The organism is Mycobacterium sp. ST-F2 (assembly GCF_001905655.1).
In the GTDB taxonomy this organism is placed as follows: Bacteria; Actinomycetota; Actinomycetes; order Mycobacteriales; family Mycobacteriaceae; genus Mycobacterium.
Window position 1 is genome coordinate 110,309 of record NZ_JMHT01000069.1, and the last position, 24,179, is coordinate 134,487.

23 protein-coding genes are annotated in these 24,179 nt (G+C 67.9%); 17 read left to right on the forward strand and 6 right to left on the reverse strand.

The window, feature by feature from the left end:
• The first annotated feature begins 16 nt into the window (after positions 1-16).
• Together EB75_RS23140 and EB75_RS23145 are read left to right on the forward strand one after the other, a co-directional pair.
• On the forward strand, positions 17-490 hold the full coding sequence (locus EB75_RS23140; protein WP_073697591.1) for a nuclear transport factor 2 family protein: 474 nt from the start codon (positions 17-19) through the stop codon (positions 488-490).
• Complete coding sequence (locus EB75_RS23145; protein WP_073697592.1) at positions 483-1,166, forward strand: hypothetical protein; 684 nt, start codon at positions 483-485, stop codon at positions 1,164-1,166. The genes EB75_RS23140 and EB75_RS23145 overlap by 8 nt, the downstream gene beginning before the upstream one ends.
• Here EB75_RS23145 and EB75_RS23150 read toward each other — a convergent pair.
• Complete coding sequence (locus EB75_RS23150; RefSeq protein WP_073697593.1) at positions 1,163-1,822, reverse strand: potassium channel family protein; 660 nt, start codon at positions 1,820-1,822, stop codon at positions 1,163-1,165. The genes EB75_RS23145 and EB75_RS23150 overlap by 4 nt on opposite strands.
• Before the next feature lie 83 nt (positions 1,823-1,905).
• Between EB75_RS23150 and EB75_RS23155 the strand changes: the two genes are divergently transcribed.
• Positions 1,906-3,402 carry a potassium/proton antiporter gene (locus EB75_RS23155; protein WP_073697594.1) on the forward strand — a complete coding sequence of 499 codons (1,497 nt, stop codon included), beginning with the start codon at positions 1,906-1,908 and terminating at the stop codon, positions 3,400-3,402.
• Between the two features lie 3 nt (positions 3,403-3,405).
• Here the strand turns inward: EB75_RS23155 and EB75_RS23160 are convergent, their stop codons facing one another.
• Entirely contained in the window at positions 3,406-3,696 is a 291-nt protein-coding gene (locus tag EB75_RS23160) for a WhiB family transcriptional regulator (RefSeq protein ID WP_043396841.1), read from the reverse strand.
• 422 nt (positions 3,697-4,118) lie between these two features.
• Here EB75_RS23160 and EB75_RS23165 point away from each other — a divergent pair, with 422 nt between their 5' ends.
• The 3 genes from EB75_RS23165 to EB75_RS23175 all read left to right on the forward strand — a co-directional run bounded on the left by EB75_RS23165 (position 4,119) and on the right by EB75_RS23175 (position 6,829).
• Positions 4,119-4,943 (forward strand): HD domain-containing protein, encoded by an 825-nt coding sequence (locus EB75_RS23165; RefSeq protein ID WP_073697595.1) that lies wholly within the window; start codon positions 4,119-4,121, stop codon positions 4,941-4,943.
• 88 nt (positions 4,944-5,031) lie between these two features.
• Positions 5,032-5,610, forward strand: a complete 579-nt coding sequence (locus EB75_RS23170; RefSeq protein WP_073697596.1) for a sigma-70 family RNA polymerase sigma factor — start codon at positions 5,032-5,034, stop codon at positions 5,608-5,610.
• Positions 5,603-6,829: an anti-sigma-D factor RsdA gene (locus EB75_RS23175; RefSeq protein ID WP_073697630.1), complete on the forward strand. Its 1,227-nt coding sequence runs from the start codon at positions 5,603-5,605 to the stop codon at positions 6,827-6,829. The genes EB75_RS23170 and EB75_RS23175 overlap by 8 nt, the downstream gene beginning before the upstream one ends.
• 204 nt (positions 6,830-7,033) lie before the next feature.
• Here EB75_RS23175 and EB75_RS23180 read toward each other — a convergent pair whose 3' ends face one another.
• Entirely contained in the window at positions 7,034-7,438 is a 405-nt protein-coding gene (locus EB75_RS23180; protein WP_020102483.1) for a DUF5319 domain-containing protein, read from the reverse strand.
• A gap of 144 nt (positions 7,439-7,582) precedes the next feature.
• Between EB75_RS23180 and guaB the strand changes: the two genes are divergently transcribed.
• The 4 genes from guaB to guaA all read left to right on the forward strand — a co-directional run bounded on the left by guaB (position 7,583) and on the right by guaA (position 13,753).
• The gene (gene guaB, locus EB75_RS23185) at positions 7,583-9,124 is read left to right on the forward strand and encodes an IMP dehydrogenase (RefSeq protein ID WP_020102482.1); all 1,542 of its coding nucleotides are present in this window, start codon (positions 7,583-7,585) and stop codon (positions 9,122-9,124) included.
• Positions 9,125-9,156: 32 nt separating this feature from the next.
• On the forward strand, positions 9,157-10,284 hold the full coding sequence (locus EB75_RS23190) for a GuaB3 family IMP dehydrogenase-related protein (protein WP_174557712.1): 1,128 nt from the start codon (positions 9,157-9,159) through the stop codon (positions 10,282-10,284).
• 67 nt (positions 10,285-10,351) lie between these two features.
• Positions 10,352-12,076, forward strand: coding sequence for a GMC family oxidoreductase (locus EB75_RS23195; protein ID WP_073697598.1), 1,725 nt, complete (start codon positions 10,352-10,354; stop codon positions 12,074-12,076).
• Positions 12,077-12,181: 105 nt separating this feature from the next.
• Complete coding sequence (gene guaA, locus EB75_RS23200) at positions 12,182-13,753, forward strand: glutamine-hydrolyzing GMP synthase (protein ID WP_073697599.1); 1,572 nt, start codon at positions 12,182-12,184, stop codon at positions 13,751-13,753.
• A 1-nt stretch (position 13,754) separates the two neighbouring features.
• Here guaA and EB75_RS23205 read toward each other — a convergent pair whose 3' ends face one another.
• The 3 genes from EB75_RS23205 to EB75_RS23215 are packed head-to-tail and all read right to left on the reverse strand — an operon-like array spanning position 13,755 to position 17,660.
• Entirely contained in the window at positions 13,755-15,680 is a 1,926-nt protein-coding gene (locus tag EB75_RS23205) for a zinc ribbon domain-containing protein (protein ID WP_073697600.1), read from the reverse strand.
• Positions 15,681-15,708: 28 nt separating this feature from the next.
• Positions 15,709-17,340: a S53 family peptidase gene (locus tag EB75_RS23210; protein WP_073697601.1), complete on the reverse strand. Its 1,632-nt coding sequence runs from the start codon at positions 17,338-17,340 to the stop codon at positions 15,709-15,711.
• A 59-nt stretch (positions 17,341-17,399) separates the two neighbouring features.
• Positions 17,400-17,660 carry a hypothetical protein gene (locus EB75_RS23215; protein ID WP_073697602.1) on the reverse strand — a complete coding sequence of 87 codons (261 nt, stop codon included), beginning with the start codon at positions 17,658-17,660 and terminating at the stop codon, positions 17,400-17,402.
• A gap of 220 nt (positions 17,661-17,880) precedes the next feature.
• Between EB75_RS23215 and imuA' the strand changes: the two genes are divergently transcribed.
• The 7 genes from imuA' (at position 17,881) to EB75_RS23250 (ending at position 24,145) form a co-directional block, all read left to right on the forward strand.
• Positions 17,881-18,576: a DnaE2-dependent mutagenesis accessory factor ImuA' gene (gene imuA' / locus EB75_RS23220; protein ID WP_073697603.1), complete on the forward strand. Its 696-nt coding sequence runs from the start codon at positions 17,881-17,883 to the stop codon at positions 18,574-18,576.
• A 1-nt stretch (position 18,577) separates the two neighbouring features.
• A complete protein-coding gene (locus tag EB75_RS23225) occupies positions 18,578-20,146 on the forward strand; it encodes a Y-family DNA polymerase (RefSeq protein WP_073697604.1) in 1,569 nt (522 codons plus the stop codon).
• Positions 20,147-20,359: 213 nt separating this feature from the next.
• Positions 20,360-20,821: a hypothetical protein gene (locus EB75_RS23230; RefSeq protein ID WP_073697605.1), complete on the forward strand. Its 462-nt coding sequence runs from the start codon at positions 20,360-20,362 to the stop codon at positions 20,819-20,821.
• Complete coding sequence (locus EB75_RS23235; protein ID WP_073697606.1) at positions 20,818-22,080, forward strand: phage tail sheath family protein; 1,263 nt, start codon at positions 20,818-20,820, stop codon at positions 22,078-22,080. The genes EB75_RS23230 and EB75_RS23235 overlap by 4 nt, the downstream gene beginning before the upstream one ends.
• A gap of 1 nt (position 22,081) precedes the next feature.
• Complete coding sequence (locus tag EB75_RS23240) at positions 22,082-22,564, forward strand: phage tail protein (protein ID WP_073697607.1); 483 nt, start codon at positions 22,082-22,084, stop codon at positions 22,562-22,564.
• Positions 22,539-23,423, forward strand: coding sequence for a hypothetical protein (locus EB75_RS23245; protein WP_142239774.1), 885 nt, complete (start codon positions 22,539-22,541; stop codon positions 23,421-23,423). The genes EB75_RS23240 and EB75_RS23245 overlap by 26 nt, the downstream gene beginning before the upstream one ends.
• A complete protein-coding gene (locus tag EB75_RS23250) occupies positions 23,423-24,145 on the forward strand; it encodes a CIS tube protein (RefSeq protein WP_073697609.1) in 723 nt (240 codons plus the stop codon). Before EB75_RS23245 ends, EB75_RS23250 begins: the two co-directional genes overlap by 1 nt.
• Positions 24,146-24,179: the final 34 nt, after the last annotated feature.

Consider the following 24,179-nt stretch of genomic DNA (forward strand, 5'->3'; position numbering starts at 1 on the left):
TCTTGGAGGTCTGTACATGCCACGATTCACCCAGGACGAGCTGATGTCCGCGCTCGATCACTACACCAAGGTCGTCGAGGTCTGTTCCAGCACGGGGGACTGGGGACCGTTCGCCGATCTGTTCACCGAAGATGTCCACTACATCGAGCACGCGTACGGCGAGATGCACGGCCGCGAGGCAGTCCGCGAATGGATCATCGGCGTGATGAAGCCGTTCCCGCACATGCGATTCCCACACACATGGGTCGCGATCGACGAGGAGAACGGGGCGATCGTCACCGAGATCATCAACGCCCTCGACCATCCGACCGAGCCGGGCAAGGTGTTCGGTTTCCCCAACATCACCCGCCTCGTATACGCCGGCGACAACCTGTTCTCCTCGGAGGAGGACATCTACAACCCCGTCCGCGACGCACCGCGCGCGGTCGGCGAGTGGCTCCAGGCCGGCGGAGTCATGCAGGCCGAGCCGATGGCGGCCAAGCATGGCTGACACCGTCAAGCTGATCTACGCCCTGTGGGGCTCCGGCCTGGACACCGCCCTGCAGTCGGCGCAGTTGCACACAATGCTGCGGGCCGCGGGCGTCACCCGGGTGCAGGTCAACGTCGACGACGCCGACGTCGCGGAGGCGATGTTGCGCATCACCACCTTCGACAGCCCGGTGTCGGCGGTGGTCAGCGTCTGGACCGAACCCGGCACTGACCCGGAACCCATTTCGGACCTGCTGGCGGCGATCTCGCAGCGCAGTGCCGGCTGGGAGGTCGAGGAGACGGTGCGGCTGGTCCCGCCCGTCGTGGAAAATGGCGTTCGCACAACGGCATTGGCGCAGATCGGCTTCCTGCGCATCCCGGCCGATCTCGATCCGGCCGACTGGCTCCAGATCTGGCAGGGGCAGCACACCAGCGTCGCCATCGACACCCAGGACACGTTCGGCTACGTCCAGAACCGCGTCCTGCGGACGGTGCACGGCACCGACCGGGTCGACGCCATCGTCGAGGAGCTGTTCCACATGGCGGCGATGACCGACGTGCACGCGTTCTATGGCAGCGGGGGCGACGATGCGGAACTGCAGCGGCGCATGACGCTGATGATCGAGAGCGTGATGCGCTTCGGCGCCCACACCAATCTCGATTCGGTGCCGACGAGCAGGTACTGCTACGCGCTCTAGCTGCCGTGGATGAGGTCGCGGATGTCGCCGTCGACGGATTCGTCTGCGACGAACAGCAATTCGTCGCCGTCCTCGAAGCTGTCGCCGGATTTGGGCACGATGATCCTGCTGCCGCGCTGCACCGTCACCAACAGTGTGTTCGGCGGCAGGGTCATGTCGCCGATGGTCCGTCCGATCAACGGACTATCGGGCGGCAGCGTGAACTTCGTCAGGTTCGCGTGGCCCTGTCGTAGTCCCATCAACCGCACCAGGTGGCCGACGTCGATGGCGCCCTCGACCCCGGCGGCCATCGCGTGCGGCGTGGACACCGCGACGTCGACACCCCAGTCGTCGGTGAACAACCACTCGTTGGCCACGTTGTTCACGCGCGCGACGACCCGCGGCACACTGAACTCGGTTTTCGCCAGCAGCGCCATCGCGAGGTTCGCCTTGTCGTCACCCGTCGCGGCGATCACGACGTCACACATCTCGATGCCGCATTCTTCGAGCGAGGCCACCTCGCAGGCATCGGCCCACAGCCAGTCGGCCTCGGGGACCGTGTGCGGCTCGTACTTGTGGATGTCGCGCTCGATCAGTAGGACCTTGTGTCCGTTGGAGACCAGTTCCTGCGCCACCGACCGGCCGACCGCGCCGGCGCCGGCGATCGCCACGCGCATGCCCCGGGTGCTCACGCAGTCATTGTGACCTACCGGCGGATACATTTGGCTCGGCCGTGGCCACTGACCTGAACGGGGATCGGATGACGCTGGAGGAGATGAACCGGGTACTGCTCGTCGGTGCCCTGGTGCTGCTCGCCAGCATCGTCGCCACCAGACTGGCCACCCGGGCCGGCCTGCCGAGTCTGCTGTTGTTCCTGGGTGTCGGGGTTCTGCTGGGCGAAGACGGCATCGGACTGAGGTTCGACGATGTCACGCTCGCCCGCGACCTCGGCACGGCCGCATTGACCATCATCCTCATCGAAGGTGGTCTCACCACCCACTTCAGTGACGTCCGAAAGAGCATGGCGCCCGCGGCGGTGATGGCCACCCTGGGCGTGGCGATCAGTACGGTGGTCACCGCGTTGGGAGCGCACCTGCTCCTCGGCCTCCACTGGCAGCTTGCGCTACTGCTGGGCGCCATCGTCTCGTCGACCGATGCGGCGGCGGTGTTCTCCGTGCTCCGGGTGCTGCCACTGCCACGACGGCTCGCGGGCCTGCTGGAAGCCGAATCCGGTCTGAACGATGCGCCGGCCGTCATCCTGGTCTTGATGTTCAGTGCGGTCCCACTGCATTTCGACGCGGGGGAGGCGCTGTTCAGCCTCGTGTACGAACTGCTCGCCGGAGCTGGGATCGGCGTCCTGTGCGGCTATCTCGGTGCCCTCACCCTGCGTCGGATCGCACTACCGGCCTCGGGCTTGTACCCACTGGCCACATTCGGCCTGGGCATCGTGGCCTTCTCGGCATCGGGGGTGCTGCACGCGAGCGGGTTCCTCGCCGCGTACGTGACCGGCCTGGTGCTGGCGAATTCCGGGTTGCCGCACCGGGCCGCCACGCGGTCCTTCGCCGAAGGACTGGGTTGGCTGGCGCAGATCGGACTGTTCGTCCTGCTCGGGTTGCTGGTCGACCCGAGTCAGCTCGGCCGCGACCTGATTGCGGCCATCCTCGTCGGTCTCGTCCTGCTGCTGCTGGCCCGACCGCTCTCGGTGGTGGTGTCGCTGCTCGGTTTTCGAGTGCCCTGGCGCGAACAGGCCTTTTTGTCGTGGGCGGGGCTGCGCGGTGCGGTGCCAATCGTGCTGGCGACCTATCCCATCGTCACCGGGGTGCCCGACAGCCACCGGCTGCTCAACATCGTGTTCGTGCTGGTGGTGGTCTTCACGCTGGTCCAGGGACCCAGCCTGAAGCCGATAGCGCACTGGCTCGGGCTCATCCGCCGCGACATCACCCGCGAGCTACAGGTGGAATCGGCGCCGCTCGACGTGCTCGACGCCGAGCTGCTGACGCTCACGGTGTTGCCGCGGTCACGGCTCCACAACGTGACGGTGCTCGAGCTGCGGCTGCCCGATCCGAGCGTCATCACCCTGATCATCCGCAAGGGTGAAACCTTTGTGCCGCAGCCCGAGACCCGCATCGAAGCGGGCGACGAACTGCTCATCGTGAGTACCAGCACCACGCGGGAGGCCACCGAGCGCAGACTGCGCGCGGTGAGCCGCCGCGGGAAACTTGCCTATTGGTTCGATGAATACGGTGAGCCGGACTGATGATTACGACGCGCGGCGGATGCCCCGCTTCAGCAAGAGTTCACGCTCACCTTCGCTGAGTCCGCCCCAGATGCCGTAGGGCTCGCCGACGGCCAGTGCGTGTGAGCGGCACTGGGTGATCACCGGGCAGGCCCGGCACATCTCCTTGGCGCGCATTTCGCGCTGGGCACGCGCGCGGCCACGCTCGCCGTCGGGGTGAAAGAACACTGCGGAGTCGACACCACGGCAAGTGCCGTGCATCTGCCAATCCCACATATCGGCGTTGGGTCCGGGAAGCTGCTGCGGCTGTGGCATTGGGAATGACTCCTCCCCGCGCATCCCATTGACAATCTGTGGGTGCGCGTCGATCTGCAAATGACCCGAGAACTTGTCGCCGATGACAACTCGTGCACACAACGTAGAAGGATTCGGCAAATTCCGTCAATAGCCGCGCTCTGTGCGAAACCCCATAACCGCAGGTCAAGAATTTACATCTCGTTCATCTTCGCGATGCTTTGGAAACGAAACGGGTGGTCCTGAAATTATCTGTCGCGGCCGAAAAGATCGTGTTTCGGCAGTTCGCGAGAGATCATCGCACCGGTCAATTTTCATTCCAAATGAATGTAATTGACATGCTGTTAACACGGTGAGCATTCATTATTAACGAAAGTCTCCGGACGCGCAGCGCGAGTGAACGTGGTGGCGCGCCGGGGTGGCGTTGATACCGTGCTGACTCGATGACCGCAACCGGTACTACGAAGCTCGCCGTCGATCAGCCAGCCGTCCGACTCCGTGCCGCCGCTTTTGGCAACGATCTGCCTTGCTGGCCGCTGCCGTCGGCGCACTCGGCCGACGAGTTGTGGCTGCGTGCCGTCGCGGCGGGCGGTGAGGGCCGGTACGCCTCGGCCCTGACCGACCTCGATGCCGTCGCCCGGCGGGGGCAGGGTGCTTTGCTGTCGTTGGCGCACAGCACCCGCGCATCGTTTCTCCGGCAACTCGGCTGGCACAACCTGGCGCGGGTCGCCGACGGCCGGGCCTGGGCGCTGGTCGCCCATCGGCCCGACGCGGCGGAGGCGCGGGCCGACGCGCTCGTCGGGCTGGCCGCCGACGCCCTCGGGGCCGGCCGGTTCGGTGTGGCGCACCGGTTGCTCGAGCGGGCGGCGGCAGACACCGCGAACAGCGGCGTGCCGCGTCAGCGGGTCCGGCTGGCATGGGTCGGAGCGGAACTGGCCATGGTCAGCGGCCACGGCGAGGAGTCCGTCGCGCATGCCGAAGGTGCGGTGGAGCTCGTCGGCGACCTGGACTCGCCGCGCCACGCCGTGAAGACCGACGTCGTCTACGCGGCGGCGTTGTGCAGCGCGGGCCGGTTCGACGACTCCCGCCGCGTTGCCGATGCCGCGCTGGCACGCACCCACCAGTTCGGGTTGGTGCCGCTGACCTGGGCGTTGAGCTGCTTGTTGAGCGATATCGGAAGTGCCGAGCACAGCCCGGACGAGATGGTGCAGATGCGCGACAATGCGGCAGCGACAGTGCGAAACCGCGGCGGGCGATGGGCGGGATGAGTCTGACGGCCCGCAGCAGTCATTACTGTTGTCCTGACATACCAACCACGGCAACGCCTCGTCCGTAACGCTGGAGAATGCGCCCACGATGACATTTTCGGGAGATGGTCTCGATGCTGTCGTTGCTGATGCAGTTGCCGGCAATCGCGACGCGCTCCGCAAGGTGTTGGAAACCATCCGCCCGATCGTCGTTCGGTACTGCCGCGCGAGGTTCGGGGTCGGCGAACGACAGGGTGTTTCCGCAGACGATGTGGCTCAGGAGGTGTGTTTAGCCGTGATCACGGCGCTGCCGCGGTACAAGGATCAGGGACGGCCGTTCCTGGCATTTGTGTACGGCATTGCCGCTCACAAGGTTGCTGACGCGCATCGTGCCGCGGGCCGCAACCGGGCTGAAGCCACCGACGATCTGCCCGATCGTCCGTCGACCGAACTGGGTCCCGAACAGTTGGCCATCGATGCCGACGCGGCGGCCCGGATGAACCGGTTGCTGGCGGTGCTGCCCGAGAAGCAGCGCGAAATCCTGATCCTGCGTGTCGTCGTCGGCATGAGTGCCGAGGAGACCGCCGAGGCCGTCGGCAGCACCGCCGGTGCGGTCCGCGTCGCCCAGCACCGGGCACTGGCGCGGCTGAAGACCGAGATCGGTTCTACGGAGCGTGGCCATGCCTGACTCCGGACAGTGGTCGCCGAACGGCGGAGACCCCTCGCTCAACGAGATTCGACGGGTCGACCGGTACTTCGACGCGCTCGCGGCCGACCAGCACGCATACTCCACGGATTCCACCGAAGCCGAACTGGCCTTTCTCCTCGCCGACTGGCGCGACAGCATCCGCGAACCCGCGATGACGACGCCCGTCACGGCCCGCGACGCGGTGGCGGCTCTACAGAACGGGTTGCACCGCAAGGAGTCCCGGACCTCGCTGACGATCGTCGGCTCCGTCGCGGCCGCGCTGCTGTGCCTCGGGGGCTTCGGTACCGCGATCTACACGGCCGGACCGGACTCCTCGCTGTACGGCCTGCATACGGCCATGTTCGGCACCGACAAGGCCAGCCGCGACGATCAGGTCATGCTGGCCGCGCAGACCGAAATGCAGCAGGTGCAGCAGCTGATCGACAACGGCCAGTGGCAGCAGGCGCAGGAGAAGCTGCAGGCGCTGAGCCCGACAGTCCAGAGCGTCGACGCCCCGGAACACAAACAGCAGCTGATCAAGCAGTGGAATGCCTTGACCTACAAGGTGGTTGAGCAGGACCCCGCTGCCACGCTGCCGCCGGCGGGGGAGCCGATGCCGGTCCTGCCGTCCTCGCCGCTGACGCTGCTGCCGGTACCGGTGGTGGAGACGACGTCGTCGTCGAGCTCGTCATCCAGCACGTCGACCACCTCGACGTCGGACACGAGCACGTCCGCGTCGTCGTCCACCTCGCCGACGTCCTCGACGTCGCAGCCGTCGGAATCGACGTCCCCGACCGAGACGACGAGTTCAGCGTCGTCGACGGCGTCGAGCAGCTCGACGGTCACCTCGTCGCCGTCATCCTCGACATCGGCAGTCACCTCGGCGCCGTCCACGGTGTCGTCGACCGCTTCGGCGACGGCCACCTCGACCGCGACTGTGCCGTCGAGCGAGCCCGTCGTCACCAACCCGCCCACGGCGACTGCCACGGTCATTCCGTCCACGGTGGCGTCTCCGACGCAGAACCCGGCGCCCGCGCAGACCGTCACGACCGTCGCCCCGACCGTCACGACGCCCTCAGTGACCACACCGGCACCGACTGTCCCACCGGCTCCTGCGTCTCCGTCGGTCAAGGAGACGCAGCAGCAGGAGCCGACGCGCGAGCGTTCGGTCGTGACCACGACGGAAGTACCGTCGGGATCAGGGCACGGCCAGCACTGAGCCACGCGGCGGTTGGTCCGGCCGTTGAGTCTGTAATGAGAGCGCGGCTTACTCGGCTTTTTGTGCCGTGAGTACAGGGTGAATGCGGAATGCCCCGGTTTGGGCGTTGACTCTGAAGCCTCGGCGCTGCTTACTCGGCTTTTTGCGCCCTCAGCGCAACATCAACGTGACCAGACGTGACGTCCAGCACGTCAACAGAAAAAATCAGCGGTAGCCGTCGTGCTCGGACGTCGCCTCGTTGAGCGACGCATCCGCGTAGCCCCGGCAGTAGTCCCACGTGACGTAGGCGTCAGGCTCGGGATCGTAGGCGGGCTCGTGCGGGCGGACGGTACCGTCCACCAGAAGCTGCAGCAGGTTCGCCCGCAGCATGTCCCAGTCGTGGTAGTGGTCCTGCTGACACTCGTCACAACAGACAACGAGACCGCGAATGCCCTTGTGTGCCAACAAGGTTTCGTAGACCGCCAGATCGGCGAGATCGGCCTCTACGGCCATGCGTTCCTGTGGATCCAGGGGCTGCCCTGGCTCCAGTGCATCCAGAACGGCCGACGGGTCCATGGGATCGTCGGCGAACGGGTCGGGTGGCAAGCCCGGCGGCAGGTGGTCACGCACAGGTCCACCCTACTTATCACCCCTGGCGATGCGCCAGCCGTTACCCCGGCGAGCCGTCGCAATAGTGGGGTTCGGCGCACATTGTTACGGCCGATAGGATGGATTTTTAGATCCACGACTGTGTCTGCCCTGGAGGCCCCACCCATGTCGATCGCTGAAAGCAGCGTTCCCATCTCTGTTCCGGTGCCGACCGGCGGTGACGATCCGACCAAGGTCGCGATGCTCGGGCTGACCTTTGACGATGTCCTCCTGCTGCCCGCGGCGTCGGACATCATCCCGGCCACCGCCGATACGTCCAGCCAGTTGACGCGCAACATCCGGCTGCGGGTGCCGCTGGTCAGTTCGGCCATGGACACCGTCACCGAGTCCCGGATGGCCATCGCGATGGCCCGCGCCGGCGGCATGGGCGTGCTGCACCGCAACCTCCCACTGAGTGAGCAGGCCGCCCAGGTCGAGACCGTCAAGCGGTCCGAGGCAGGGATGGTCACCGACCCGGTCACCTGCTCGCCGAGCAACACCCTGGCCGAGGTCGACGCCATGTGCGCCCGGTTCCGCATCTCCGGCCTGCCCGTCGTGGATACGACAGGGCAGCTCGTCGGCATCATCACCAACCGCGACATGCGGTTCGAGGTCGACCAGGACAAGGCCGTCGCCGAGGTGATGACCAAGGCTCCGCTGATCACCGCGCAGGAAGGTGTGTCCGCGGAAGCCGCGCTGGGCCTGCTACGCCGGCACAAGATCGAGAAGCTGCCCATCGTCGACGGACACGGCAAGCTCACCGGCCTGATCACCGTCAAGGACTTCGTCAAGACCGAGCAGTTCCCCCTGGCCACCAAGGACAGCGACGGCCGCCTGCTGGTCGGTGCCGCCGTCGGCGTCGGTGACGACGCCTGGACCCGCGCCATGACGCTGGCCGACGCCGGTGTCGACGTGCTGATCGTCGACACCGCGCACGCGCACAACCGCGGCGTGTTGGACATGGTCGCCCGCCTCAAGAAGGCGGTCGGCGAGAAGATCGAGGTCGTGGGCGGAAACGTCGCCACCCGGTCGGCCGCCGCCGCGCTGTGCGAGGCCGGCGCCGACGCCGTCAAGGTGGGTGTCGGGCCCGGCTCCATCTGCACCACCCGCGTGATCGCCGGTGTCGGCGCGCCGCAGATCACCGCGATCCTCGAGGCGACGGCCGCGTGCCGGCCCTACGGCGTGCCGGTCATCGCCGACGGTGGTCTGCAGTACTCGGGCGATATCGCCAAGGCCCTTGCCGCGGGCGCGTCGACCGCCATGCTCGGTTCGCTGCTGGCCGGTACCGCCGAATCGCCGGGCGACCTGATCTTCGTCAACGGCAAGCAGTTCAAGAGCTACCGCGGGATGGGCTCGCTGGGCGCCATGCAGGGCCGCGGTCAGGGCAAGTCCTACTCCAAGGACCGCTACTTCCAGGACGACGTGCTGTCCGAGGACAAGCTGGTGCCCGAGGGCATCGAGGGCCGGGTGCCGTTCCGCGGTCCGCTGTCCACCGTCATTCACCAGCTCACCGGCGGTCTGCGGGCTGCCATGGGCTACACCGGTTCGGCCACCATCGAACAACTGCAGCAGGCGCAGTTCGTACAGATCACCGCGGCGGGCTTGAAGGAAAGCCACCCGCACGACATCACGATGACCGTCGAAGCACCGAACTATTCCTCGCGCTAACTGACAGGGAAGTCAAAGAACACATGCGTGACATGGTCGAAATCGGCATGGGCCGGACCGCTCGTCGTACCTACGAACTCGACGACATCAACATCGTGCCGTCGCGGCGCACCCGCTCCAGCCAGGACGTGTCCACGGCCTGGCAGCTGGACGCCTACCGGTTCGAGATTCCGGTCCTGGCGCACCCGACCGACTCGTTGGTGTCGCCCGAGTTCGCCATCGAGATGGGCCGTCTCGGCGGCCTCGGTGTGCTCAACGGTGAAGGACTCGTCGGCCGCCACCGCGATGTCGAGGACAAGCTCGCGCAGGTGGTCGAGCTGGCCGCCAAGGAGGACGACCCGTCGGCAGCCGTCCGGCTGCTGCAGCAGCTCCACGCGGCGCCGCTGGACCCCGAGCTGCTGGGTGCCGCCGTCGCGCGGGTCCGGGAGGCCGGCGTCACCACCGCGGTGCGCGTCAGCCCGCAGAACGCCCAGGCCCTGACGTCGACGCTGGTCGCAGCCGGGATCGACCTGCTGGTCATCCAGGGCACCATCATCTCGGCCGAGCGGGTGGCGCAAGACGGTGAGCCGCTCAATCTCAAGACCTTCATCTCCGAGCTGGACGTGCCGGTGGTGGCCGGTGGCGTGCTCGACCACCGCACCGCGCTGCATCTGATGCGCACCGGTGCGGCCGGCGTCATCGTCGGCTACGGCTCGACCTACGGCGCCACGACCAGCGACGAGGTCCTGGGCATCAGCGTGCCGATGGCCACCGCCATCGCCGACGCCGCCGCCGCGCGCCGCGAGTACCTCGACGAGACCGGCGGCCGCTACGTGCACGTGCTGGCCGACGGCGACATCCACACCTCGGGCGACCTGGCCAAGGCCATCGCCTGCGGCGCCGACGCGGTCCTCCTGGGCACCCCGTTGGCCGCCGCTGCCGAAGCGCCTGGTGACGGCTGGTTCTGGCCCGCCGCTGCCGCGCATCCGTCGCTCCCGCGCGGTGCGCTGCTGCAGGTCGCGCTGGGTGAGCGTCCGTCGCTCGATCACGTGCTCAACGGCCCGTCCGACGACCCCTTCGGCTCGCTCAACCTGGTCGGCGGTCTGCGTCGCTCGATGGCCAAGGCCGGGTACTGCGACCTCAAGGAGTTTCAGAAGGTCGGGCTGACCGTCGGTAGCTAGTACCGACGGTAGCGAGTTAGGCATACCTTGGTAGCTGGTTACCGAGCGGTAGGTCCATACTTCTGCCATGGAGCCTGACTACGACGTCTTGATCATCGGCTCGGGGTTCGGAGGCAGCGTCAGCGCCCTCCGACTCACCGAGAAGGGTTACCGCGTTGGAGTGTTGGAAGCCGGCCCCCGGTATTCCGACGCCGACTTCGCAAAGACCTCGTGGGACCTGCGAAAGTTCCTGTGGGCCCCCAAGTTCGGCATGTACGGCATCCAGCGGATCCACCTGCTGCGCAACGTGATGATCCTGGCCGGCGCGGGTGTCGGCGGTGGTTCGCTGAACTACGCCAATACCCTCTACATCCCGCCGGACCCGTTCTTCAACGACCCGCAGTGGAAGAACATCACCGACTGGCGCGCCGAACTGATGCCGCACTACGAGCAGGCGCAGCGCATGCTCGGTGTGGTCAAGAACCCGACGTTCACCGACGCGGACAGGATCATCAAAGAGGTCGCCGAGGACATGGGCTGCGCCGACACGTTCGTCGCGACGCCCGTCGGCGTGTTTTTCGGCCCCGACGGTGAGAAGACCCCGGGCAAGACGGTGCCCGATCCCTACTTCGGCGGGGCGGGCCCGGCGCGCACCGGCTGCATCGAGTGCGGCGAGTGCATGACCGGCTGCCGGCACGGCGCCAAGAACACGCTGGTGAAGAACTACCTCGGTCTTGCGGAAAAGGCTGGGGCGCAAGTACATCCGCTCACCACGGTCACCAGCTTCCAGCAGCGCGGCGACGGGCTGTGGGAGGTGTCGACCCGACGCACCAACGGCAAGGTGCGGCGCGGCAAGCGGACCTTCACCGCCAAGTACCTCATCGTGGCGGCGGGCACGTACAACACCCAGAAGCTGCTGTTCAAGGTGCGCGACACCGGCAAGCTGACCAAGCTGTCGGACAAGCTCGGCGTGCTGACCCGGACCAACTCCGAATCCATCGTGGGTGCCCAGACCCGCGAGGTGCCGACGGACATGGATCTGACGCACGGCGTGGCCATCACGTCGTCGATCCACCCGACGCCGGATACCCACATCGAACCCGTGCGGTACGGCAAGGGCTCCAACGCGATGGGCATGCTGCAGACGCTCATGACGGACGGTGCCGGCCCGCAGGGCACCGACGTGCCGCGGTGGAGGCAGTTCCTGGATCAGGCCGGCGAGGATCCGCGTGAGCTGATCCGGCTGCTCAACCCGCAGCGGTGGAGCGAGCGCACGGTGATCGCACTGGTGATGCAGCACCTCGACAACTCGATCACCACGTTCACCAAGCGTGGTCCTGGTGGCATCCGCATCATGTCGTCCAAGCAGGGCCACGGCGAGCCCAACCCGACGTGGATTCCGGTGGGCAACGAGGCGACCCGGCGGATGGCCGAGAAGGTCGGCGGTATCGCAGGCGGCACGTGGGGCGAGCTGTTCAACATCCCGCTGACCGCCCACTTCCTGGGCGGCGCGGCGATCGGCGACAGCCCGGCGAGCGGTGTCATCGACCCGTACCACCGCGTCTACAACTACCCGACGCTGTTCGTCACCGACGGTGCCGCGATTTCGGCGAATCTCGGTGTGAACCCGTCGCTTTCGATCGCGGCGCAGGCCGAGCGTGCGGCATCGCTGTGGCCGAACAAGGGACAGGACGACCCGCGTCCGGCACAGGGTGAGCCCTACCAGCGGATCGATCCGGTCGCGCCGGACCGTCCCGTCGTCCCCGCCGACGCCCCCGGTGCGCTGCGCCGGCTGCCGATCACCCCGGTTTAACTGGGATTTTGTGCACGATTTTCCGCGGTCGCCGCGAAAAATCGTGCACAAATCCCTGGGTCAGGCGGCGCCGTGACTCCCGATGCCCACCACTAGACTGAGCGGGTGCAAACACCAGCTTCACAGCCCGTCCTGGTCATCGACTTCGGTGCGCAGTACGCGCAGCTGATCGCCCGCCGGGTCCGCGAGGCTCGGGTGTTCTCCGAGGTGCTGCCGCATACCGCGACGGTCGAGGACATCAAGGCCAAGAACCCGCAGGCCATCGTGCTGTCCGGTGGTCCGTCCAGTGTCTACGACGAAGGCGCGCCGCAACTCGACGCGGCGATCTTCGACCTCGGCGTCCCGGTCTTCGGTATCTGCTACGGGTTCCAGGCCATGGCCCAGGCGCTCGGCGGCACCGTGGCGCACACCGGCACCAGTGAATACGGCCGCACCGAGCTGAAAGTTGCCGGCGGAGAACTGCATTCAGGCCTGCCCGCCACGCAGCCGGTGTGGATGAGCCACGGTGATGCGGTCACCGCGGCACCCGCCGGGTTCGACGTGGTGGCCAGCAGCCCCGGCGCCCCGGTCGCCGCCTTCGAGGACCGGGCCCGCAAGCTGGCCGGCGTCCAGTACCACCCCGAAGTGATGCACTCGCCGCACGGCCAGCAGGTGCTCAGCCGGTTCCTGCACGACTTCGCCGGCATCGGCGCGACCTGGACCGCGGCCAACATCGCCGACCAGCTGGTCGAGCAGGTGCGCGAGCAGATCGGTGACGGCCAGGCCATCTGCGGACTGTCCGGCGGCGTCGACTCGGCGGTGGCGGCCGCGCTGGTGCAGCGGGCCATCGGCGATCGTCTGACCTGCGTGTTCGTCGACCACGGTCTGCTGCGTGCGGGCGAGCGTGAGCAGGTGGAGCGTGACTTCGTCGCGGCGACCGGCGCCAAGCTGGTCACCATCGACGTGGCTGACCGCTTCCTCGACGCGCTGTCGGGCGTCACGAATCCCGAAGGCAAGCGCAAGATCATCGGCCGCGAGTTCATCCGGGCGTTCGAGGGCGCGGTGCGCGACATTTTGGCGGACAGCGAAGCCGTGCCTGATTCTGGGATCGAGTTCCTGGTGCAGGGCACGCTGTACCCGGACGTCGTCGAATCCGGCGGCGGCACCGGTACCGCCAACATCAAGAGCCACCACAACGTCGGCGGCCTGCCCGAGGACCTGAAGTTCAAACTTGTTGAGCCGCTTCGGTTGCTGTTCAAGGACGAGGTGCGCGCTGTCGGTCGCGAACTGGGCCTGCCCGAGGAAATCGTTGGGCGCCAACCTTTCCCGGGTCCGGGTCTGGGCATTCGCATCGTCGGCGAGGTGACGGGGCCGCGGCTGGACACGCTGCGCCGCGCCGACGCGATCGCCCGCGAGGAGCTGACCGCCGCCGGCCAGGACCAGAGCATCTGGCAGTGCCCGGTGGTGCTGCTGGCCGACGTGCGTTCGGTCGGCGTGCAGGGTGACGGGCGGACCTACGGACATCCGATCGTGCTGCGTCCGGTGTCCAGCGAGGACGCCATGACCGCCGACTGGACCCGCGTGCCTTACGAAGTGCTGGAACGCATTTCGACCCGGATCACCAACGAGGTGCCCGAGGTCAACCGCGTGGTGCTGGACATCACCAGCAAGCCGCCGGGCACCATCGAGTGGGAGTGAGTCAGCGCGGCGGGTCGCCCCGCCAGGCGAAGCTGTTGACGTACTGGCCCATGTCGAGCGCGAGTTGCAGGCCGACGGCCGACGGCTTCCCCGATCCGAAGTCGGGCCCGAATCGGTGATATGGGCCGGCTGCGGCGGCAATCAGTGCCAGGTCGTTCTTGACTGCCACCAACGCCAGCAGCCGCATCCGGGTGTATTCACGGCTGGCGCCTTGTGGATACCAATCGGCAACGACGCCGTAGCCGGCGTGGTACCCGACCATGGCGTTCGGAATCTCGTACGCCGTCTTGGCATCTGGATAGGAGGACTTGATCAATTCGGCCGCAATGTCTTTCGGGCTACGTCCGGCCGCCGGACGGCTGAACAGCTGCAGCATCCCACCGTCGCCGGCCAGGAGTTTCGCGAGCACACCGTGATCGTCCTTGGTCACGTCATAGGCCGATCCAGCGGCCGGGTAGGCGACGCTGAACGAGCCGTCGGGCGCGGTGAATCGGGGGTTGAGCGTCACCGGCTCGCCCATCGGCGGGTGCCCGCACTCCGGGGGACACATGTACCGCATCGCCGGTTTCGACAGCAGCCCGGACACCCCGACCATGAGCGCACCCACCACCACAGCGGCGAGGACGAGTGCCAGGCCGACCTGTGCGCGTTTCGTGGTCGGGGTTGGCGTGCCGGCATAGGCGCCGGAGTGCCACGAATAGCCGGGGAGCAGTCCCACGCTGAGATCGTCGTCGGTGGCGTCGGCGGCTCGCGTGAACCGGCCGTGCCGCTGGCTGTATCGAGCAGTCCGTGACGATGCCCGGGTCGCCGCGCCGCAGGCTGCGCAGAACGGGGCGTCGGGGACCACGTGGCCGCATTGAGCACATAGCAGCGGTTCGTCCATGTTCACCGCGTCGTGCTCTTCATGCAGCAGGGCCAGATGCAGCCCGATGCGTAATGCCAGCAGCGCGACAGCGGTGAGCGTCAGATCCAGGGTGAGCAGCAGCCACTGGGACAGCTGAGCGGCATCGATCAGCCCGAGCAGAGCGAACAGTACGCCGACGATGACCGCCGTCGCCGTCAGAATCAGGCGGACGTAGCCGCGGTGCTGATGCGCTTTGTTCGGTGGGCGGGTGAACCACAGGGCCGCACCGATGAGGCCACCGACCGTGGCGGCGATGATGGGCATCGCGAAACCGCGGATGGCCCCCTCGATCAACAGCCCCTGCAGCGGACGGTCCCGGTTGACGACACCGGTGGCGAATTGCGGGGCCAGCCTGGTCAGACACGCGGCGGCGGTGAAATAGATGGCGGCATTGGCGCCAATAACATAGCCGTGCAAGGCTTCTCGGTGTCCGGGCCGGACCAGTCGGATTACCAGGGTCGGCACTTGCATGATCAGGAGGCCGCCGAGGGTGACGCCGCTACCGGTGCTCAGCACGCGGGCCGCCGCGACGCCGGCACCAAACGGGATGCCGTAGGACCGCGCGGTTGCGGCACCGGTGATCAGTGCCCAGGCCACCCCGAGGATGACGCCCATCACTGCGGCCAATAGGAGATTGCCGCGGGGGGCATCCCGGTTGAATTCGGATTCCCGGACATAGATTCCGAAGATCACCGGCAGTCCCAGGACTGCCACGGCAGCCAGTGCGCCGGGCAGGCGCAGGGTCGCGGTGGCCGCCAGTGCGAGCACCAGGGCGACGATGCCGATCAGGAACGACGTCCGCGACTTCGGGGACAGGTGCGGGAACAGCGAACTGGTGATCGACAGCCGGAACAGTCGCTCGCCCGGCGCGGCACTGAATGAACGGGCCCGCAGCCAGTCTGGTCCGTCGTGCTGATGCTTGCTCAGCGGTGCGCCGCACAGTCCGCAGTACTCGCCGGCCGGGACGTCCAGCTGGCAGACCCCGCACTCCATCACGGGCCGGTCTTGGAGCTCAACGCTCATGCGCGATCCGCCTCCGCTTCTCGCTGAGTCATTGCGTCACTTTCTGCAGCAACAACAGGTTTTCCGCCAGGTTCTCCAGGTTCGGGGTGCCGAGGCCGCTGACCAGGTCATAGCCCGGGCCCGCGGTGTCAATGGCGTTGCCGCCCAGGATGACGTCGCGGAATGCCGGTCGTGGGGCGCCGGTGGCGATGCGATACAGCAGCGGGTTGAGCGCACCGATCGGACGCCCACCGTTCGCGGTGAGATATTGCGTCATGACCGCGGTCAGTCCTGCCCAGATCGGCGCGGCCTGCGAGGTGCCACCACCGACGACCACCTCTTTGTCCACCACGATCCGCACGCCGGTGTAGGGATCGGCGACCGCCGAGATATCCGGCGTCATGCGCTTCCCGGCGCTGCGCTTCGGGTCCACCTGGGTCGCCGCGTCCGCCTGCCAGCGGGGCTGGTCGAACAGTGCGGAAACACCGCCACCGGTGCCCTGCGACAGTGGGACGTTGAACCAGGCCTGTTCGTCCAACCACTGGCCGTCGGCGTCGGTGGACAGGGTGCTGCCGCCGACGTTGGTCATCTCGGGCAGCGACGCCACCGAATCCAGCCCGACGTCGCTGGGGCCGGGTGGGGAATCCCAGTCGTCGCCGCCTTTACATTCCAGCCCGGCCAGGTCGCCGCTGGCGTCAAAGGCTGTGGTGCCGTGGGCTTCTGCGGCGGCCAGCGCCGACCGCACGGGCGCGAGGTCGGCCGCGGTGGTCAGCTTGTCGCAACCCCAGCCGATCGACAGGCTCCAGATCGCGCCCGGGAAATCACGGTCGGTCTTCTCGAACATCTCGCCGATCTTCAGGTACGCGCCGGCGCCGGTGACGGTGGGACGGGCGTTGACCACGACCAGCCGGGCGTCGGGCGCGACGGCATGGATGACCTCGAGGTCCATGGTGGTCTCGCCCCGCTCGTCGCCGGGTTGGCCGCCGACCAGGGTCGGGGTGAATTTGGGCAGGCCGAAGGTGGTGGAGAACTGGTCCAGGTCGGCTTGGTCGTAGCCGTTGAAGGCGAAGACCACCACCGTGGTGCCCTTGCCGGTATAGCCGGCGGCTCCCAACTTGTCGGCGTGGTAGGCGCTGAGTAGGTGGCTCGGGGCCAGGCCGCGTTCCGGGACGCCCGACGGCGGGTCCGGCGGTGTCGAATCGTGGTGCGGGGTGTAGCTGAGGATCCGGCCCAATTCGCTGACGGTGCCGTGCAACTCGGAGGGAATCCGGGGTTGTTGCGGTGCGGCGTAGAACTCCTGCCCGCGCCGGCTTCGGTAGTCGTGCACCTCGACGCCGAAGGCGGCGCCCATGCGATCAGGATCGCCTTCGACGACGGCCCAGTTGTCGCCCGGCCGCCAGCGCACCGAAAGCCGTTGCAGCTCAGCCCAGTTGATCAGCGCATCCGGGCGGTAGTCGTCATCGAGGGCGGCGGTGAGCTGGACGCGCTGCGGATGCGCGAGCCCGAGATCGGTCGAGGAGGCCAGCAACGACGCGAAGGGGCCGTCGATGGTGCCTGACGGTTGGTCCGGCGCCGCGGTCGGCCGGCCCGGGGTGGGCAGGTTGAAGACCAGGGTCAGGGTGGCGATGAGGGCCAGGGCGACCAGCCATCGCTTTGACGGTGTCCGAGTCGGCGGCGACATGTAGCAACGGTAGCGCCGACCCGGATTGTGCTGGGTCGGTTGGCGACCCGGGTCGGTTGTCAGTTGCGGTGGGTGCCGGGTGTGGCAGTGGGCGCCGGGTTGGCGGTGACCGACGGAGTGAACAGGTTGCCGCCGTTCGGGTTGAGGGACTTCTCGGTCGGGGTGACCGCCGATGTGGTCGTGGTCGTCGTGGTGGTCGACGAGGGCGTCTCGGGGGCTTTCTTCTCTCCACCGCAGCCGGCGGTGAGGCCGATCATCGCGATGAGTGCGGTGCCGCCGGCGGCGGCGGTGACGCGGTGGACCAGGCGGTTCGAGCGCATGTCGGGGTCCCTTCGACTGGGCGGTGGTCCACCAGACCCGGGATGAGTTCTGGGGGCGGAACTTCAGATCGGTTCCAGATTCGAGCGTACCGCCTGGACGCGACGGCGGCAGGTGTGTGGTGCGCAGCGCGGCTTGACCGTGTCGGTGGGTGGGTGTTTACTCACGATATCGAACAAATATTCGAATTCGAGTGTGGCTGATGGTGCGGGAGGTGTTGTTGTGGCGGCTGTGACCAGTCTGGCGAATAGCCGGATTGACCGCGCTGACCAGCTGGAACAGCTCCGGCGCAAGATTGCCGAGATGTCCGGGCCGGCAGGTTTGCGGGGACGGGACCGGGGGCGGCCGGAGCCGGCCCCGAAAGTTGTCGAAAGTTTGCTGGAGCCCAAGGATTCCCAGTCTGAGCTGCTACCTGACGTGTTGCCCCGGGGCACCGTCGCGGTGCTCTCGGGGGCCCGGTCGTTGCCGTTGCGGATGGTGGCCGCGGTGACGGCGTCCGGTGGGTACGCAGCCATCGTCGGCCAGCCCAGGGTCGGGCTGCTGGCCGCGGTGGAGATGGGGGCCGACCTGGACCGCATCGCGCTCATCCCCGATCCGGGACCGGACCCCGTCGAGGTGGCCGCGGTGCTCATGGACGGGCTCGACCTGGTGTTGCTCGGCCTGGGCGGAAAGTCGGTTCCGGCCGGCCGGGCCCGGGTGGTGGCGTCCCGGGCCCGACAGCGCGAGTGCACCCTGCTGGTCACCGACGGCGACTGGCCCGGGGCGACGGCCCGGTTGGATGCCAGGGTTCGCGGGTATGAGGTGGTCGGCGCGGGTGCCGGGGATCCGGTGCCCGGGTGCGGGCGGATCGGCCGGGTGCGGCTGGACACGCGGGCCCGGGGCCGCTCGATGCGCCCGCTGCGAGCGGTGGGTGGCTGAGATGTCCCGGGTACTGGCCATCTGGTGCATGGACTGGCCCGCGGTGGCGGCGGCGGTGGCGGCCGGGCTGCCGGTGACCGAGCCGGTGGCGGTCACCCTGGCGAACCGGGTGGCGGCCTGTTCGGCGTCGGCTCGGGCAGCGGGGGTCCGAAGGGGCTTGCGGCGCAGGGAGGCCCAGGCTCGCTGCCCGCAATTGCACGTCGCCACAGCCGATCCGGGGCGCGACGCCCGTCATTTCGAGGGTGTGACGGCCGCGGTCGACGAGGTGGTGCCGCGCGCGGAGGTGCTGCGGCCGGGCCTGCTGGTGTTGCCGGTGCGTGGGGCGGCCCGGTATTTCGGATCCGAGCAGGCCGCGGCCGAGCGGTTGGTCGACGCGGTGGGCGCGGCCGGGGTCGAATGCCAGGTGGGCATTGCCGACCAGTTGCCCACGGCGGTCTTCGCGGCCCGGGCGGGACGGATCCTCGCGGCGGGGGAGGACGCGCAGTTTCTCGCCGGATTGTCCATCCGGCAGCTGGCCACCGAACCGAGCCTGTCCGGTGAGGGCCGGGAAGAGCTGGCGGATTTGTTGTGGCGCATGGGTATTCGGACCATCGGGCAGTTCGCCGCGCTGTCCCGGACCGACGTGGCGTCCCGGTTCGGGGCCGATGCGGTGGTCGCGCACCGGTTCGCCCGGGGCGAGCCGGCCCGCCGGCCGGCGGGGCCGGAGACGCCGTCGGACCTCGATGCCGTGATGGACTGTGATCCGCCGATCGACCGGGTGGACGCGGCCGCTTTTGCCGGGCGTTCGTTGGCGGGCCGGTTGCACCGCAGCCTGGAGGCCGCCGGGGTGGGGTGCACCCGGCTGGCCATCGATGCGGTCACCGCCAACGGGGAAGAGTTGCAACGTGTTTGGCGGTGTGCCGAGCCGCTGACCGAGGAGGCCACGGCGGATCGGGTGCGGTGGCAGCTGGACGGCTGGTTGACCAGGCGGGGGCTGGGCGGGGCCGGACCCACTGCGCCCATCACGGTGCTGCGGCTGCACCCAGTGGAGATGGTCTCGGCCGCGGCGCTGCAGTTGCCGTTGTGGGGGTCCTCCGGCGATGACGACCGGATGCGGGCCCGGCGGGCACTGGTGCGGGTCCAGGGTCTGCTGGGGCCGGAGGCGGTGCAGGTGCCGGTACTCAGTGGTGGACGGGGACCGGCAGAGCGCATCACGCTCACCCCGCTGGGGGACGAGGTGGTGCCGCGCAGCGATCCGACGCAGCCCTGGCCGGGACGGCTGCCGGAGCCGGCCCCGGTGGTCCTGCTGGATGATCCGGTGGATCTTGTTGATGTACGCGGTGATTCGGTTCGGGTGACCGACCGCGGCATGTTCTCCACCGATCCCGTGGGGCTGACGGGTTCGGGGTATCGCGGGGCGTTGCGGTGGTGGGCGGGGCCGTGGCCCGTCGACGAACGCTGGTGGGATCCGGAGCGGGGGAAGGGTCGCACGGCTCGAGCTCAGGTGCTGCTCGGGGGCGATGGGGAGAGCCGTGCGTTGCTGTTGTGTTACCGGCAACGGCGGTGGTATGTGGAGGGGGTTTACGAATAGTCGTGATTTCACAGAAAGCCCCCAGCAATCGCTATTTCGACTCTAAAATCGCACGGTTGGGAATAGCGCAGCAGTCTTTGGTAGGTGCGCCGATGGTGGGCGTAGTGATCACGTATCAAACATGCATTAGCTGATCCGAGGGAATTCGCCGATGAGCGATGTGACCGGAACCCGTATCAGTCGTACTGCATTGCTGCCTGATCGCCCCGTGCCATGACCTCTTCCGATGGGCAGTCTGACGGACCGCTCGCCGCGGCCACCTCGAAAGTGGTGGCGTGGCTCAAGGACATCTCGGGCGATGCGGTCCAGATCGCCCCGCCCAAGGTGGCCGATGAAGGGCTGAGCGTCTGGCCGCTCGAGTTGCAGTCCGAGCGTGAATTGCGGACCCACCGCGCGCTGGAGCCGCTGCGCCTGCGGGTCCGGCATCTGGTGACCGGCAACGCCGTCATGCTCGGCAAAGCCCTTGTCGCAGCGACCGAGGCCGGTGACCCGGCCGTCGACCTGACGCCGCTCAGCCCCGAAACCTGGCTCGCGTTGGGGTGCGCGCCGCGGATCGCGCTGCTGTTCGACATGCCCGTCATCATCGCCCGGCCCACCCCGCAGGTCCCGATCGTCACCGAGGAACTGCGCATCAACCTCACCCCGAAACCCGCATCCGAAGGAGTCCGACCATGACGAGTGCAATTGGGGCGCCCGGCGTCTACGTGCAGGAAGTCCCGAGTGGCGCACGCCCGATCCAGGCCGTCGGCACCAGTACCGCCGCGTTCGTGGGTCAGGCTCCCGATGCCGGGGCGCTGCTCGGGGAAGCCAAGGCGGTGAACAGCTGGACCGAGTTCGTGCGCAACTTCGCGAACGTCCCACGGCCACAAGGCACCGCGCTGTCCCGGGCGGTGTGGGGCTTCTTCGCCAACGGTGGCGGACGCTGTTACATCGTCAACCATCCCGAGGGCCAGGCCATCGAGGGCGGCGGCGCCCGGCGCAGTGGCCTGCAGTTGCTCGAAGCGGTCGACGAGGTCGCGATCGTCGCGGCGCCGGGATACGTCGGGGTGCAGAGCTACGAGGCGCTGCTGGGGCATTGCGAGCGGCTGGAGGACCGGGTCGCCATCCTCGACGCGCCCGCCGAGGTCGACGACATCGGGAGCCTCGTCACGGTCGGCACCCTCGAGTCGCCGCGTGGTCCCGGCAGACCGGACAAGCCCGACAAACCCGAGGACGGAGCCGAAGGCGAGGCTCCACCGCCCGCGCATGCGGCCGCCCCGGAGGCGAACGGACTGCGGCCGCGGCCGTCCAGCTACGGTGCGTTCTACTTCCCGTGGATCGTCGCGTACGACACGCTCTCCCAACAGAATGTCCCGACGGCCCCCAGTGGTCACATGGCCGGCGTGTGGGCGCGCGTCGATGCCAACCGCGGCGTGCACAAGGCCCCCGCGAACGAGCCGATCGTCGGCGCCCTCGACCTCACCTATCTGGTGACCCGGGGCGAGCAGGCGAACCTCAACCCGGCGGGTGTGAATTGCATCCGCAAGTTCGGCGCCGAAGGTATTCGGGTGTGGGGCGCCCGCACCGTCGCGCCCATGGGCGATCCGTTCATCTATCTGAACGTGCGCCGGCTGTTCAACATGTTGAAGGAATCAATCGCGCAAAGCACGACGTGGATTGTTTTCGAACCGAACGAATACAAGTTGTGGACGTCGATCAGCACATCGGTCAGCGAATTTCTCACCCGCGTGTGGCGCGACGGCGCGCTGTTCGGCCGAACCCCGCAAGAAGCGTTCTTCGTCAAATGCGACGAGGAGACCAACCCGGTCGAGGAACGCAATGCCGGGCGGGTCACCGCGCTCGTCGGTGTTGCCCCGGTCAAGCCCGCGGAGTTCGTGGTCTTCCAGATAAGCCAGTGGAGCGGAGGAACCGAGATCGAAATGGTAGGTGGCTGAAATGACCGCACCAGCAGCACAACCGGGCAACTGGGTGGACCCGCACCGGTCGTACAACTTCGAATTGATCATCGACAAGGTCGCCAGCGGCCACTTCACGGAAGTCAGCGGTCTCGGCGTGAAGATCGAACGGATCTCGTACCGCGAAGCCGGACTGAGCCAGGTCGTCCGCATGGTTCCGGGGCGCGCCGTGTACTCGCCCGTGGTGCTCCGGGCCGGCCTCACGTCGTCGACAGAACTGTGGGACTGGCTGATGCTGGCGGTGTCCGGTCAGGTCGACCGGCGGCTCGTGCAGATCGTCCTGCGCGATCCGGCGGGTACCGGGGAAGTCATGCGATGGACGCTGGCCAACGCGTGGGCCTCCGAGTGGCACGGTGCGGTGCTCGACGCCATGAGTCACGAGCTGGCCATCGAGACGTTGGTCATCGCGCACGAGGGCATCCAGAGGGTCACCAACAATGGCTCCGGCGCGTCGTCTGCGTAGCTTTCTGGCGCGGGTATTCCGGTACCTTGCCGACGCCGTCCAGCCCGGCACGGGGGCACCCGTGGCGGTGGCCGAACCGTTGCCCGCCGCCGCGGCGGGCAACGAACACTGGTTCGCCGTGGTGCGCGAGCGTGCCCCAGAGTTGTTGAGCGGCGGCGGTATTCACGCCGGAGGCGTCCACGCAGGCGTCCCGCCGCGCCGGCCGTCTGCACTGAACATCGCGGCCCCGCAGCCGGTGGCGCCGGCACTACCGCCGCCGGACCTTGACGACGAGCCTCCGCAAAACAGCCACAGGCCGGTACCGCAATTCACGGCCGCCGTGAGACGGCTGCGTCGGCGGCTCCGCCTGATCCGGCGCAGGCCCGTCAAAGGACCGCCGTCGGTGCGCACGACGACACCGGTCGCCGACCACAGGCCGGCGGACCACCCGAACGACCCCGAGCCCAGCGGCCCTGCGGCAAGGACCTGGCCGGCTGTCGGATTCGACACCTCGCGGACCAGAGTGCTTGGGAATCAGTACGTTTCAGAAGTAGAGCAGCGACCGAACGCCGCGCCACGGCCGACGGTGCACTGGCCCGTCACGCCGGCGCCTTCGGTGGCCGCGCCGGCGTTCGAGGACCACGGGAGCCCGACGCGGCAGCAATGGCCGTCGTTCGAGCGCGCAGCGCCCGCATCCGGCGGACAGCCGGAATTTCCCCTGCCCGAGGAACGGGCGGCCGGATCGGTCTGGCTGGACGAGCGCGGTGACGACGACCGCTGGCCTGAGCTGCCCGATGACGAAATGCTCTGGGAGCCGGCGGTATCGACGTTCAGCAGTCACGACGTCACGCGCCTGGACGATGAACAGCGAGGCCGGTGATGGAGCGCGTCGCATTCCTGGTCGACAAGACCGGCGAGCGCATCGACTGCATGCTGAACCCCGAGTCCGTCACGATGACGCGCCTGGCCGGGGTGCGGACCCGCGGTACCGCGTCGGGTCAGCTGACGGGGACAGGCCTGGCCGACGATCCGTTGCAGTTCACGGGAGGCGGTCGCACGGAGCTGACGCTCGACCTGCTCTTCGACGTCGACTTCGTCGAGGAACAGAACCGGCCGACGGACGTGCGCGCCCTGACCAACAAACTGCGCATGCTGGCCGAGAACTCGGACGAAGAGCTCGGTAACTGCCGGCCACCGCTGGTCCGGCTGGTCTGGTGCAAGAGCTGGAACATCCCGTGCATCATCACCGCGCTGGCCGAACGGTTCGACGCCTTCGGAGTCGACGGGCGGCCGCGCCGGTCGTGGCTCCGGATGAAGATGGTGCGGGTGGCGCAGTCGGCGGCCGAGGCGGCGCTGTCCTACGAGGACGAACTGGCGCGCGCATCCGCCGATGCCGTTGGTGCGCAACAGGAATCGGCAACCACCGGTGTCCAGGACGCGGTCCAGGCGGTCGGTGAGGGCGAATCGGACCCGGAGTACACCGGGGTGCGCTTCGACCTGCTGGCCACCGACGCGTTGGGTAACCCGTTCCTGTGGCGCCGCCTGGCCCAGCACAACGACATCGACAATCCGTTCAGTATCAATCCGGCTCTTCATGATTGACGGTGTAGTTGGGGTCTGAATCCGCCGGTTTCGA

Coding starts and splice junctions, on each gene's coding strand:
- EB75_RS23175 (WP_073697630.1), top strand. CDS start 5,603: ATGCCTGACTCCGGACAGTGGTCGCCGAACGGCGGAGACCCCTCGCTC.
- EB75_RS23215 (WP_073697602.1), bottom strand. CDS start 17,660: ATGCGCTCGAACCGCCTGGTCCACCGCGTCACCGCCGCCGCCGGCGGC.
- EB75_RS23230 (WP_073697605.1), top strand. CDS start 20,360: ATGACCTCTTCCGATGGGCAGTCTGACGGACCGCTCGCCGCGGCCACC.
- guaB (WP_020102482.1), top strand. CDS start 7,583: ATGTCGATCGCTGAAAGCAGCGTTCCCATCTCTGTTCCGGTGCCGACC.
- EB75_RS23245 (WP_142239774.1), top strand. CDS start 22,539: ATGGCTCCGGCGCGTCGTCTGCGTAGCTTTCTGGCGCGGGTATTCCGG.
- EB75_RS23195 (WP_073697598.1), top strand. CDS start 10,352: ATGGAGCCTGACTACGACGTCTTGATCATCGGCTCGGGGTTCGGAGGC.
- EB75_RS23235 (WP_073697606.1), top strand. CDS start 20,818: ATGACGAGTGCAATTGGGGCGCCCGGCGTCTACGTGCAGGAAGTCCCG.
- EB75_RS23150 (WP_073697593.1), bottom strand. CDS start 1,822: ATGCGCGTGGCGATCGCCGGCGCCGGCGCGGTCGGCCGGTCGGTGGCG.
- EB75_RS23155 (WP_073697594.1), top strand. CDS start 1,906: ATGACGCTGGAGGAGATGAACCGGGTACTGCTCGTCGGTGCCCTGGTG.
- EB75_RS23160 (WP_043396841.1), bottom strand. CDS start 3,696: ATGCCACAGCCGCAGCAGCTTCCCGGACCCAACGCCGATATGTGGGAT.
- EB75_RS23240 (WP_073697607.1), top strand. CDS start 22,082: ATGACCGCACCAGCAGCACAACCGGGCAACTGGGTGGACCCGCACCGG.
- EB75_RS23145 (WP_073697592.1), top strand. CDS start 483: ATGGCTGACACCGTCAAGCTGATCTACGCCCTGTGGGGCTCCGGCCTG.
- EB75_RS23170 (WP_073697596.1), top strand. CDS start 5,032: ATGACATTTTCGGGAGATGGTCTCGATGCTGTCGTTGCTGATGCAGTT.
- EB75_RS23205 (WP_073697600.1), bottom strand. CDS start 15,680: ATGAGCGTTGAGCTCCAAGACCGGCCCGTGATGGAGTGCGGGGTCTGC.
- EB75_RS23140 (WP_073697591.1), top strand. CDS start 17: ATGCCACGATTCACCCAGGACGAGCTGATGTCCGCGCTCGATCACTAC.
- EB75_RS23190 (WP_174557712.1), top strand. CDS start 9,157: ATGGTCGAAATCGGCATGGGCCGGACCGCTCGTCGTACCTACGAACTC.
- EB75_RS23165 (WP_073697595.1), top strand. CDS start 4,119: ATGACCGCAACCGGTACTACGAAGCTCGCCGTCGATCAGCCAGCCGTC.
- EB75_RS23250 (WP_073697609.1), top strand. CDS start 23,423: ATGGAGCGCGTCGCATTCCTGGTCGACAAGACCGGCGAGCGCATCGAC.
- EB75_RS23225 (WP_073697604.1), top strand. CDS start 18,578: ATGTCCCGGGTACTGGCCATCTGGTGCATGGACTGGCCCGCGGTGGCG.
- EB75_RS23210 (WP_073697601.1), bottom strand. CDS start 17,340: ATGTCGCCGCCGACTCGGACACCGTCAAAGCGATGGCTGGTCGCCCTG.